The 11,438-nt window shown below is 74.9% G+C and carries 10 protein-coding genes and 1 pseudogene; 4 read left to right on the forward strand and 7 right to left on the reverse strand.

Features of this window, described 5'->3' with window-relative positions; all coding sequences use genetic code 11:
* Positions 1–1,088 (reverse strand): tetratricopeptide repeat protein (locus MNZ39_RS21220; protein WP_242341096.1); only part of this gene is annotated, 1,088 nt, incomplete at its 3' end.
* Positions 1,089–1,424: 336 nt separating this feature from the next.
* On the opposite strand from MNZ39_RS21220, the gene MNZ39_RS21225 reads away from it, so the two are divergent.
* The gene (locus tag MNZ39_RS21225) at positions 1,425–1,826 is read left to right on the forward strand and encodes an SRPBCC family protein (protein WP_242341097.1); all 402 of its coding nucleotides are present in this window, start codon (positions 1,425–1,427) and stop codon (positions 1,824–1,826) included.
* Between the two features lie 26 nt (positions 1,827–1,852).
* Here the strand turns inward: MNZ39_RS21225 and MNZ39_RS21230 are convergent, their stop codons facing one another.
* Positions 1,853–3,301: a tetratricopeptide repeat protein gene (locus MNZ39_RS21230; protein WP_242341098.1), complete on the reverse strand. Its 1,449-nt coding sequence runs from the start codon at positions 3,299–3,301 to the stop codon at positions 1,853–1,855.
* Positions 3,302–3,563: 262 nt separating this feature from the next.
* On the opposite strand from MNZ39_RS21230, the gene MNZ39_RS21235 reads away from it, so the two are divergent.
* The gene (locus MNZ39_RS21235; RefSeq protein ID WP_242341099.1) at positions 3,564–4,595 is read left to right on the forward strand and encodes an ornithine cyclodeaminase family protein; all 1,032 of its coding nucleotides are present in this window, start codon (positions 3,564–3,566) and stop codon (positions 4,593–4,595) included.
* A gap of 34 nt (positions 4,596–4,629) precedes the next feature.
* On the opposite strand, the gene MNZ39_RS21240 is transcribed toward MNZ39_RS21235, so the two are convergent.
* Positions 4,630–5,187, reverse strand: a complete 558-nt coding sequence (locus tag MNZ39_RS21240) for a cysteine hydrolase family protein (protein WP_242341100.1) — start codon at positions 5,185–5,187, stop codon at positions 4,630–4,632.
* 30 nt (positions 5,188–5,217) lie between these two features.
* Positions 5,218–5,724 carry a hypothetical protein gene (locus tag MNZ39_RS21245; protein WP_242341101.1) on the reverse strand — a complete coding sequence of 169 codons (507 nt, stop codon included), beginning with the start codon at positions 5,722–5,724 and terminating at the stop codon, positions 5,218–5,220.
* Between the two features lie 264 nt (positions 5,725–5,988).
* On the opposite strand from MNZ39_RS21245, the gene MNZ39_RS21250 reads away from it, so the two are divergent.
* Positions 5,989–6,612, forward strand: a complete 624-nt coding sequence (locus tag MNZ39_RS21250) for a hypothetical protein (protein ID WP_242341102.1) — start codon at positions 5,989–5,991, stop codon at positions 6,610–6,612.
* A 119-nt stretch (positions 6,613–6,731) separates the two neighbouring features.
* On the opposite strand, the gene MNZ39_RS21255 is transcribed toward MNZ39_RS21250, so the two are convergent.
* Positions 6,732–7,211 (reverse strand): single-stranded DNA-binding protein, encoded by a 480-nt coding sequence (locus MNZ39_RS21255; protein ID WP_242341103.1) that lies wholly within the window; start codon positions 7,209–7,211, stop codon positions 6,732–6,734.
* A 204-nt stretch (positions 7,212–7,415) separates the two neighbouring features.
* A complete protein-coding gene (gene dacB, locus MNZ39_RS21260; protein WP_242341104.1) occupies positions 7,416–9,596 on the reverse strand; it encodes a D-alanyl-D-alanine carboxypeptidase/D-alanyl-D-alanine-endopeptidase in 2,181 nt (726 codons plus the stop codon).
* A 139-nt stretch (positions 9,597–9,735) separates the two neighbouring features.
* Here dacB and MNZ39_RS21265 point away from each other — a divergent pair, with 139 nt between their 5' ends.
* A complete protein-coding gene (locus tag MNZ39_RS21265; RefSeq protein WP_242341105.1) occupies positions 9,736–10,281 on the forward strand; it encodes a Fur family transcriptional regulator in 546 nt (181 codons plus the stop codon).
* 43 nt (positions 10,282–10,324) lie between these two features.
* On the opposite strand, the pseudogene MNZ39_RS21270 reads toward MNZ39_RS21265, so the two are convergent.
* A pseudogene (locus MNZ39_RS21270) lies at positions 10,325–11,438 on the reverse strand (type VI secretion system protein); the annotation flags it as partial.

An 11,438-nucleotide genomic window follows, 5' to 3' on the forward strand; every position in this document is an offset into this window, starting at 1 on the left:
CGCGCGCGGACCGCCGCGGTCGCGGCGAGCGCCGTGGCGCGGCGGGCGTCCGCCACGAGGTAGACGGCGGCGGCGGCGCCGATCGCGAGCACGAGCGCCGCGGCGCCGAGGACGCGGCGGTTCAGCCGCACCCGGGACGCGGGCGCCACGGGCGTCTCCGCGAGGAGCTTCTGCCGCAGCTCCTCGGCGAACTGCTGCGCGAGCCGGTCGGCCTCGGCGGCGCTCGGAGCCGGCGCGGCCGCGCGCGGCGCGCTCGGCCGGGAGGCGGAGGAGGGTCCGATGACGTCGCGGGTGGACTCGCCCGGGATCATGTAGAGGACGGACCGCTCCGCATCGGCGCGGAGCGGCGGAGGCGTCGGCGGGGCGCGCAGCGGGGGCGGGGTGGGCGGCGCCGCCGGGGTGCCGGGGCTTGCGTCGCTGTCGCTCGACGGGCCCGGTGCGGAGGGCGCGACGCGCGAGAGGACGGGCGGGGGAGGGCGCGAGCTCTCGGCGCCGGGCTCCGCCTCGTCGCCACCAGTAGCGGTCGAGGTCGGGGTCGGGTTCGGGGTCGCGGGCGCGGTCGGGCTCGCGGTCGCGGTCGGCGTCCCGGTCGCGGTCCGCGCCTTCCTCGAGATCCCGAGCGCGACCGTCGTCTCGTCATCGTCCTCGGCGGCGGCGCGCGCGGGCGCCGACGGCGGCGTCACCCCGAGCTGCCGCCGCGCCTGCTCCACCCAGCCGCGCACGCGTGTGTCGGCCGGCTGGAGCTCGAGGGCGCGCTCGAGATACGGCAGCGCCTCGGCGTGGAGCTTCTTCGCGAGCAGCGCCTCGCCGACGAGGTTGAAGGCGTACGGGCTCGACGCGTCGACCGCGACGGCGGCCTCGAACTGCGCGAGCGCGCCCGCCGGCTCGCCCGTCTCGAGGAGCGCGCGACCCCAGACCACGCGCCCGAGGATCGACGAGGGGTGGTGCTCGAGGCCGCGGCGGCAGACGTCCGCCGCCCGCGTCGCCTCGCCACGCTCGACGAGCGCCTTCGCGAGCTCGACGAAGATGCGCGACCGGGGATCTGCGGCGAGGATCTGCTCGTATTTCTCGACGATGGACGGGGGCATGCGGAGGGGCCTGGAGCCTACCAACCCAAGGTCGGTGCGGACAGTCTTCGTCCGCAACCCGCCGGCCGGGGAGGTCGGCGGAGGTGGGGGCGGCACCCCGCCACGCTCCGTTCACGTGCGTGTGTGGGCGGGAGTGCCCGCCAGAGGCGCTTGCAGAGCGGGGCGCGGCGATCGTTCGCGGCGGAGCGCTCGCTCTCGCGGACGCGACGTTGGGGTCCGGCGAGGAGCGGAACCCGCGCGGACGGCGCCGCGGCTCGTCCTTTGGCGCGCCCCGTTTCGCTGGCGGGGCTCACCTCCTGCGGTTACGGCGAGCGGAGCCCGGCGAAAGGACCGCCGATGGGCACCCTCCACGAGGTCCGGCACGTCAGCATCTCGATCGATCGCCCGCCGGGCGAGGTCTACGCGTTCGCGTCCAACCCGGAGAACCTGCCGCGCTGGGCCACGGGGCTCGCGGGCACGATCGCCCACGTGAACGGAGAGTGGATCGCGGACGCCCCGGCGGGAAAGGTGAAGGTCAGGTTCGCGCCGCGGAACGACCTCGGAGTCCTGGACCACGACGTCGTGCTGGCGTCCGGTGAGCGGGTTCACGTCTCGATGCGAGAGGTCGAGAACGGCGACGGGAGCGAGGTCGTCTTCACGCTCCTCCGTCAGGAGGGCATGTCCGACGAGAGGCTCGCGGAGGACGCGCGGTGGGAGGAGCGGGACCTGAACGCCCTGAAGCGGCTGCTCGAGCAGTGAGCTCCGGAATCGACGCTGATGATCGCTCACGCGCTGCTTGCGGCCCGCCCGCGGCGCCACTGCTTCAGCCCCTCTCGCAGGAGGAAGGCGGCGATCGCCGCGAAGCCGAGCAGCACGACCACGAACAGCCGGCTCTCGGAGGGGCCGCATTCGGTGCAGAGCCTCGGCGGATCGCCCGCTGGAACCGGGAAGCCGGCGTCGTCCAGCGTCGCCGCGAGCCGCGGCACCAGCTCGATGAGAACGCCGCGCAGACCGGCCTGCGCGGCCGAGCAGTCCACCGGGTCGGCGAAGCTCGCCAGGAACGGCCGCCCGCCGGTGCTCAGGCCCGCATAGAAGGTGCCGGCACGAACCTCCCGGCGGGAGTCGCAGACGAGCGTGGCATCGCGAAGCGCCACCCACTCTCCCGGGCGCGCCTCCTCGAGCGAGGTGCGCCGCGGTTCCGAAGGGAAGGCGAGCCACTGCCGCACCACCATGACCTCGAGCACCAGGCTGGCCGCCAGCGTCAGCGCCCCGAACACTGCGAGGCCGGCGCCGAGGCGGCGAGTCCACGGTCCGCCAGCGATCCGGTCCGCATGCAGGTCGGCCGCGACTCGACCGCGAAGCGCGTGAGTCTCGGGGTCGACGACGGCCAGTCGCCGCAACCCCGAGCGCACGACCCAGCTCATCGCGACGAGGTAAGTCGCCGCGAGTCCCACCGCGCCCCAGAGCGTCCAGCTGGCCTCGCTGTTCGAGTGGAGGCGATGCCAGGTGAGTCCGGCAACCCCCAGGCCGACCGCGAGCCCGAGCCAGGCGACCCAGCGTGATCGCATGACCGGGTTGGAGACGGCGAACGCGTTCAGCTTCGCCTGCCGCAGGCCCGGGTCGATGGCCAGCGCCGCCTTGAAAGCCCGGGCCGCGTCGTCGAGCCGGCGGAGCTTCATCAGCGCCACGCCGAGGTTGTTGAGCGTGAGCGGCCGCTCGGGGTCGAGGGTCAGGCTCGCCCGGTAGTGTGCCTCCGCCGTCGCGGGGGACTCCTTCAACCAGGTGTCGCCCAGGTGGGCACGGTACTCGTGCACCTCCGGAGCGAGCATCACCGCCTCCTCCGCAGCGGCTCGCGCCTCCCGGATCCGTCGCAGCGCAAGGAGCGCCATGGAACGTACGTGGTGCCCCCCGGGCGATCGAGGGTCGAGCCGAAGGGCCGCGCCAGCTGCCGCGAGCGCGGCCTCGTGGCGCCCTGCCTGCCAGAGCGCGAGCGCGCGAACCCGATGGAGCCACTCCGACGTCGGATGGAGCGAGAGACCGGCCTCGACGGCCGCCACGCCCTCATCGAATCGGCCCTGGCCACCGAGTGCACGGGCCAGCAGCCCGTGACCGCGTTCGCTCTCCGGCGCCGCCCCGAGCGCGTCGCGTGCGAGGCGCTCCGCCTCGGCGTGGCGCCCGACGGAGAGGAGGGCGTCGGCGTGATCCAGCAGCGGCTCGGCGTGGCGGCTCGTCAACGCGGTGTTCGTCAGTGGGAGGCGTTTCGCCGGCTCTTCGGACCTGGACTCATGGGGGATCGGAGGCCGCGCCGACCGTTGGCTCGGCCGGATGTTACTACGTCGCTCGCCGGCAACCGCCCGCGAGATCCAGGGCGGCCGCTGTATTGCCTCAGGTCGAGCGCGTACACGGCGCGCATCCCCGCCGACGAGACGCGTGCGCCGGGGCCGCGGCGCGCTAAGGACTCGCACGTGGAGAGCCTCTCGCCCCCGGAGGTTCGAGGTGGATCCTCACGAGGTCCTGATCCTGTCGCAGCAGGACGTGACGGCGCTCCTGCCGATGCAGGAGTGCATCGAGGTCATGGCCGAGGCACTCGGCGCGCTGTCGCGAGGTGAGGCGCATGTGCCCGTGCGGTCGATGCTGGCCTTCCCTGACGGCCGCGGGCTGCTCGCGGTCATGCCCGGTCTTCACCATGCCGCGGGCGCGTTCGGGCTGAAGGTCGTCGCCGTGATGCAGGAGAACGAGGGCACCGCGTTCGACTCGCACCAAGGCGCGGTGCTCCTCTTCGAGGCGCGCCACGGCAGCCTGCGCGCGATCCTGGACGGCAGCGCGGTCACCGCCATCCGCACCGCAGCGGTGAGCGCGGTGGCGACCCGCGTGCTCGCGCGGCCGGACGCCGGCGATCTCGCGCTCCTCGGGTCCGGAGTGCAGGCCTCCAGCCATCTGGAGGCGATGAAGCTCGTGCGGCGCCTGCGGCGGGTGCGCGTCTGGAGCCGCGACGTCGAGCACGCCCGCCGCTTCGCGACACGCGAGGGCGCCCGGCACGGGCTCGCCATCGAGCCGGTGCCGGACGCGCGCGAGGCCGTGGCGGGCGCCGACCTCGTGTGCACCGTCACCTCCTCGCGGACGCCCGTCCTCGCGGGCGCTTGGCTCTCTCCGGGCGTGCACGTGAACGCGGTCGGGACCGCGCTCCCGACCGCGCGCGAGCTGGACACCGAGGCGGTGCGGCGCGCGCGCCTCTTCGTGGATCGCCGCGAGTCGGCCCAGCACGAGGCCGGCGAGTACCTCATCCCGCTCGCGGAGCGGGCCATCACGCCCGATCACCTGCGTGGCGAGCTGGGCGACGTGCTCCTCGGGCGCGTCCCCGGCCGGACCTCTGCCGGCGAGATCACGGTGTTCAAGTCGCTGGGGCTCGCGATCGAGGACCTCGCGGCGGCCGAGCACGTGAACGCCAGGGCGCGCGCGACGGGGCGCGGCGTCCGGGTCGAGCTCGGTGGGCTGCGCGTCTCTGCGGACGCCCGCGGCCCGGCGTGAGCGAGAGATCTCGCAGCGGTCTTTCTCGGGGGCTCTACTCGCCGGCCCAGCCCTCCAGCGGCAGCCCCGCCGCGGACCTCACCGTCACCGCGGCGCTGCCGGCGTCGAACCCGTCGAGCGTGTCGTTGAGGTGGGCGATGATCTGGTCCGCGCTGAGGGCGCCGCTGTCCGCGGTGGCGTGGGCATCGCCGACCAGGACCACGTCATAGCCCAGCGACACGGCGCGACGGCAGGTGGTGTCGACGCAGAACTGGCTCATGCAGCCGGCGACGAGGAGCCGCTTCACCCCGCGGCGATGGAGCTCCGCCTGCAGGGCCGTCCCGAAGAACGCGTCGCAGGCGGTCTTGCGGCACACCGCCGACGGGGGCGTGCGAGCCAGCACCGGGTCGAGCTGCCAGCCCTCGCTGCCCACCTCCAGCCGGTGACCCGGCCCGCCGTCGTGCTGCACGTAGATGACCGGGAGGCCGGCCGCGGCGGCGCGCGCGGCGAGCGCGCCGATGCGCTCCAGGATCTCCGGCCAGCGCGGCGAGGGCCGCTTGCCGGTGAAGATCCCCTTCTGCACGTCGATCACCAGGAGTGCGGTGCACGTCATCGACTGGCTCCTCACTCGCCCTGCCGCGGCTCAGCCGCGGATCATCGGGCTCCGCGCCGCGCCGGCGGGCAGGCCGCTGAGCTGAGCCCAGTGGCGGTCTCCGGGGAAGTGCGCCGCGAGGGCGAGCCAGGAGAGCGCATACGGCGCGAGCGCGAGCGTGTTCCCGGTCAGCAGGAACACGATGACCGCGGCGAGTGCACCGCCCTCGCAGAGGGCGCACGCCACGACGAGCCGCGCGACCGCGTCCGCCTCGGGTCCCGGCGGAAAGGCGGCGGCCGCGCCCCGCTGGGCGACGGCGCCTTGCGCAGGCCGCGCGATCCTCATCCGGACGGCCCAGAGCCACGACAGAGCCACGGTGACCACGGAGAGGACGAGCGAGCCCCCGATCAGCGCCGGCTCGGCGAGCGGTGCACCGAGCCCGGCCCCACCGCGTAGCGACACGACGAGGAAGAGCGCGACGCCGAGAAACACCGTCGGGCCCGCGAGAAGCGCCGCCCAGATGAGGGTCGCGACGACACGAGGACTCTGCTGCGCCATGCGCTTCCCCCCTCCGCGATGAGTCGAATACTCGACCCGCAGTCTACTCCGCGCTCAGGCTCCCGCGGACAGCGAACATGCTTCTGCGCGTCGATCACCACGAGCGCGGTGCGCGTCAGGGGCGGCACTCATCGGCGTGCGCCCGGAGGGCGCAAGACCTCCGTTGCGGGACGTTTGCTTCGAAGAGCGCTGACCTCCGGTGAAGGGGAAGCCCGGATGGCACGGGTGACTGCGACCGAGCGTTCAGCCACAATCGTCTCACCGATGGCCCCGGCTCCCGACCCGCATCAGCCCGTCATCGTCTCGTACCTGACCCTGCGCCGGGTCGTTGGCGTGCTGGGCGTGTCCCTCCCCGTCGTGATCGCGCTCTGGGGCTTCTCGATCCTCGGCGTCTTCCGCGTCCTGCCCTCGATCAGCGACTACTACGGCCTGCGGACGCGGGACGTCTTCGTCGGCACGCTCTTCACCATCGCCTGGTTCCTCTTCACCTATCGTGGGTACGAGAAGCGGGACGACGTCGCGGGCGACCTCGCCTGCGTCTTCGCGATCGGCACCGCCCTCTTCCCGAACACGGGGACGCGCCTCGAGCAGGTCGCCCACTTCGCCTCGGCCAGCCTGCTCTTCCTCGTGCTCGCCTACTTCTCGCTCTTCCTGTTCACGAAGACGAGCGGCACGCCGACCCGCATGAAGCGGGCGCGCAACGCCGTCTATCGCGCGTGCGGCGTGGTGATGCTCGCGTGCATCGGCCTCATCGGCCTGTACAAGCTCGCGCTCGACGAGACTCCCGTCCAGCAGCTGAAGCCCGTGTTCTGGCTGGAGTCCCTCGCGCTCTGGGCGTTCGGGGTCTCCTGGTTCGTGAAGGGAGAGACCCTCCTCAAGGACCCGTAGCGGGGGGCGGCGCGCGCCCCGGGATTCGTGTCCACCTGCGCGACGGGACCCCTGAAGCGAAAACGGCGAAGACCCTGAGGTCTCCGCCGTCTCCTCGAGCGTTCTCGCTCGGGTTCGGACTAGAACGGAATGTCGTCCGGCCCGCCGCCGCCGCCACCGCCGCCGTGGCCGCCGTCGTCCTCGAAGCCGCCGGGAGGCGTGAGCTCGTCGGGACCGTGACCGCCGCCGCGCGCGCCGCCGCCCGTCCCGCCGCCGCGGCCGCCGCCGGCGCCGCCGCCGAGGAAGCGGACCGTCTCGGCGACGACCTTCACCTTGTAGCGCTCCTGGCCGGACGCCTTGTCCTGCCACTTGTCGGTCTTGAGGCGGCCCTCGACGTAGACCTGGCGGCCCTTCGCCAGGTACTCACCGCACTGCTCGGCCTGCTTCCCCCAGACCTCGACGTCGTGCCACTCCGTCTCCTCCTTCTTCTGGCCGGACTGCTTGTCGGTCCAGGAGCGTGAGGTGGCGATGCGGAGGTTCGCGACCGCCTGGCCGCCGGACGTGTACCGGACCTCGGGATCCTTCCCGAGATTCCCGACGAGGATGACCCTGTTCACCATGGCGCCGCTCTCCTTTTCCGCGTGGCCGGCGGCTTGTCCGCCGGCGTCTGAAACCGGCGGTATGTCCGCCGGCGTCGTGAGGCCGGCTCGTGGGCCGGCTTCGTCGAACTCGGCGGGCCGCGCACCGTGCGTCGCACGCCGTGCAGGTAGGTCTAGCAGGGCGCTCTGACGTCGCCCCCGGGATCGGCGCGCGGGCCTGCGGCCTCACCTTCGCGGCGTGGCCGGGGCCGTGGAGGCGGGCAGGAGGGCGGGCGCCGCGCGGACGGCGGCGCCGGCCTGGAGCGCCGCCTCGAGGCGCGGCTCGAGCGCCCGCGCGAACGCGCCCGCGTCCCCCGGCTTCTCGCCCGCCGCGCGCAGCGCCTCGCGGAACGGCCGCTCACCCTCCTCGGCGCCGGCGAGCCCGCGCGCGAGGACCGAGATCGTCGCCTCCTGGAGCGGCGCGGGCGCCGCCCGCAGCGCCGTGAGGATCTCCTCGGGCGCGCTCGACGCCACGGCCCCCATGACCTCGGCGAGCGCGGCCCCGAGCCGGGCGTCGCTCACCGCCGCCGGCGCGAGCTCGAGGAGCCGCGCGAGCGCGTCGGCCTCGCCCTCGGCGGCGAGATCCCCGAGCGACGGGAGCACCGGCACGGGCTCGTCGGGCCCGAGCGCGGCGAGGAGCCGCCCGAGCGCCTGGGGGTCCGAGGTCGCGGCGTCGAGGAAGGCGCGCCGGGCCGTCTCGCCGTCCGGCTCGGAGAGGTAGATGCTCTCGGCGACCGCGAGCCGGAGGGCGGGGTCGCTCTCGGTGCGCAGCGCGGTGCGGAGGAACGAGACGTTGCGCGGGTCGGCGGCGCGTCCGAGGCCGTAATAGGTGCGGACCGCGACGGCGAGATCGGCGGGCGTCGCCACCGGGACGGCGGTCCCCTCCGGCGCGTTCGCGAGCGCCACCGCGGCCTCGAGCCCCTCGCGCGTCCCGCCGCTCGCGGCGATGGCGGTGCCGAGCGCGTCCACCGCGCGGACGACGCCCGCGTGGCGGCCGGGGTAGTCGTTCACGATGACGGCGAAGGCGAGCGTCCGCCGCCCGGCGGTCTCGACGTAGCCGGAGAGGCTCGTCACGTTCTCGAGCGTGCCGGTCTTCGCGCGGAGGTGGCCGTCCGCGGCGGTGCCGTCCATGCGCCAGCGGATCGTCCCGTCGCGGCCCGCGACGGGCAGCGACGTCACGTACTCCGCCTGGAGCGGGAAGCGCGCCCACATCGCGCGGAGCAGGGTCACGAGCTGCCTGGCGCTGAAGCGGTTCGTGTCGTTCAGGCCGGAGCCGTTCTTCATCACGTAGGCGCCGCGCGGGACGCCGAGCGTGGCGAGGAACTCCCCCACCGCCTCGATCCCCTTCGGCCAGGAGCCCGGCGCGCCCTTCGCCTCCGCGCCGAGCGTCTTGACGAGCTGCTCGGCGACGAAGTTGTTCGAGTTCTTGTTGAGCCGGCGGACGATCTCCGCGAGCGTGTCCGAGGTGGCGACGTGGACGAGCTTCGCGCCGCGCGGCACCGCGCCGGTGTGGATGGCGCCCATGACCTTCACGCCGCGCAGCTCGAGCAGCCGCGCCAGCGTGTGGCCGAGGTAGCGCGGCGGATCGTCCACCCTCCGCCACACCGGCTGCACGCGGCTGCCGGCGGGCACGGGCCCGGAGATCACGATCCGCTGCCTGCCGCCGGCGAGCGAGGACTCGACGGTCACGTGGCGCCGGCCGCGGGGCCCGACGGTCCGGGTGCGGTTCACCACCTCGAAGAACGGGCTCTGCGGCTCGAGCTCCACGCGGCCCTTCTGGCCTCGGCCGGCGCCCGGACCGACGTAGACCGCGACGGCGTTCCAGTTGAGCGAGAGCGCGCCGGTGGGCGCGAGGTAGGACCGGTCCCCTTCCTCCTGGTCGTAGCCCGGGCCGTACCGCTCGGCGTCGAACCAGCCGTCGTCGAGCACGACGTCGCCGACCCTGCGGATGCCGAGGTGCGCGAGCTCGCCCGCGATCGCCCAGAGCCGCTCGGTGACGAGCGTGGGGTCCCCGCGGCCGCGGACGTAGAGGGTGCGCACCTGCGGCGAGCGAGCGGAGGGGGCGTCCACCAGGAACTCGGTCGCGAAGCGGTAGCCCGGCCCGAGCCGCGCGAGCGCGGCGGCGGAGGTGACGAGCTTCACGTTCGAGGCGGGGTTGAGGAGCACGTCCGCCTCGCGGGCGTAGAGCACGTCACCCGATGTCACGTCGGCGACGAGCACGCCCGCGCGGGCCCCGGCGAGGGCGCTGCCCTGGACGATGCTGTCGAGCGCGGCCTGGAGGTCGCGCTGCGAAGGGGGCTCTGCGGCGGAGGGAGCGGAGAGGAGGACGGCGAGGGTCGCGGCGGCGGCCCTGACGATGGCAGTCACGGAGGCTCTCTCTTACCGGAAGGGCGGACGCATGGACAGCGTGCGGGGCGCCAGGCGCGGGGAGAACGCCCGGCAGGGCGCCGGCATTTCCGGGGACGTGCGTTGACACGGGAGTCGGTCGCTCGCTAGCGTACGGGCCGTGAGACCGGGTCGCACGGAGGGCGTGGACGCACGGGTCCAGGACGCGCTGGACCGGTTCGAGCGATTTCTCGCGGGGAAGGATCTCCGCCTCACGGAGGCCCGCGCCGCCATCGTCGAGGCCGCGCTCGCGCGCGAGGGGCACTACCCGATCGACGAGCTCATCGCCGACCTGAAGCAGCGCGGCATCCGCGGCTCGAAGGCGACGGTCTACCGCACGCTCCCGCTCCTCGCGGAGGCGGGCATCCTGGAGCCCGCCATCCTCGCCGGGGAGACGCGCAGCTACGAGACGACCTTCGGCCGCCACCACCACGACCACCTGCGCTGCGGGCGGTGCGGCAAGGTGGTCGAGTTCGAGTTCGAGGCCTTCGAGATCCTCCAGCGGGAGGTGGCGACGCGCTACGGGTTCCGGCTCGAGAGCCACCACCACGAGCTCATCGGCACCTGCTCCGAGTGCGTCGCGCGGGAGTCCGTCGCGCGCGCGCCCGAGGGCGACGAGCTCCCCGCCGCGAGCGGGCCCGCCGAGGGCGGACCCGCCGGGCGCTGAACGCTCCTCCGAGGCCGGCCGCGCGTCGAGGCCCCTCGCGCGCTCACGCGCCGATGACCCTGCGGGTCGCCTCCGCGTGCGCGAGCCGCCGCTCCACGCGCAGGGCGAGCTCGCGCCGGGCGCGCTCGACCGCCGGCCGCTCGAGCCCGAGGGCCCGCCCCACGATCGCGTCGAGCTCCCGCTGCGCCGGCCGCGCGAGCATGACCCGCACGTCGGTCGTGACCGGCGCCACGGCGAGCGCCGCGCGGACCGACGCGAGCTCCGCCTCGACCGCCGCGAGCGCCGCCGGCGCGGGGAAGGGGGCCGCGGCGAGGACGCGGCAGTCGACGTCGGCGATGGCCTGCGCGCCGGTGAGCTGCCGCGCGCCCGCGTCGATCGCGAGCCGCACCGGCGTCGCGCCGAGGACGAGCGCCACCTGCCAGGGCGGGAGCTCGCGCGGGAAGAGCGCGTGCCACTTCTTGTCCTCCCACAGCCCCTCCGCGTTCAGGAACGCGAACGCGCGCGCGGCCACCTTGGCGGGGTAGAGCACGGGCGCGGGTCCGCGGCCCGGCACGAGCCGCCACCAGGGGGCGCGCCCGGCGCAGGTCGGGCGGAGGTGGACGCCCGCGGCCTCACCGCGCCGCAGGTACGCGCGCGCCGCGCGGGACGGCTCGAGCGGGCGGAAGAGCACCCGGCCCGGGTCGGCGCGCTCCGGCGCCCGCGCCTCCTTGAGCGACGCGAGGAGCGGGACCACGTCCGAGGGCGCGAGCGCGACCTCGCCGAGGAGCGGCGAGTCGAACCGGCCGCCGCCGAGCGGCCTGAGCTGGAAGAAGGCGTTGCAGCCGGACTTCGTGCCGAAGCGGACGTCGCACACGTCGGCGAGCGTGCGCGCGCCCGCGGGCGCCGCCCGCGTCCGCGGTGCCAGCCGGAGCCGCGGCGAAGAGCTCCCCCGCGCGAGCGCCGCGAGCTCCGCGGGGGCGAGCGCCGCGAGCGGTACCGTCGCCTCCGCGGGCCGCGCGTCGCCGGCGCCCTCGGACCAGACGGACAGGAGCGTGTCCACCGACGCCGCGAAGCTCCCGGCGGCGCGCGAGCGCAGCCGGAGGACGAAGCCGCCCCGGGTGCGGGCGTCCGCGAGGAGCGGCGCGGCCGAGCGGGAGGTGTCGAGCGCGCGCGGCCAC

This window comes from Anaeromyxobacter sp. SG66 (genome assembly GCF_022690805.1).
Lineage (GTDB): Bacteria > Myxococcota > Myxococcia > Myxococcales > Anaeromyxobacteraceae > Anaeromyxobacter > Anaeromyxobacter soli.

What these genes read in the sequence shown, in the direction of transcription:
- MNZ39_RS21240 (WP_242341100.1), bottom strand. Translation starts at nt 5,187, where the DNA reads ATGACGTGCACCGCACTCCTGGTGATCGACGTGCAGAAGGGGATCTTC.
- MNZ39_RS21255 (WP_242341103.1), bottom strand. Translation starts at nt 7,211, where the DNA reads ATGGTGAACAGGGTCATCCTCGTCGGGAATCTCGGGAAGGATCCCGAG.
- MNZ39_RS21250 (WP_242341102.1), top strand. Translation starts at nt 5,989, where the DNA reads ATGGCCCCGGCTCCCGACCCGCATCAGCCCGTCATCGTCTCGTACCTG.
- MNZ39_RS21245 (WP_242341101.1), bottom strand. Translation starts at nt 5,724, where the DNA reads ATGGCGCAGCAGAGTCCTCGTGTCGTCGCGACCCTCATCTGGGCGGCG.
- MNZ39_RS21225 (WP_242341097.1), top strand. Translation starts at nt 1,425, where the DNA reads ATGGGCACCCTCCACGAGGTCCGGCACGTCAGCATCTCGATCGATCGC.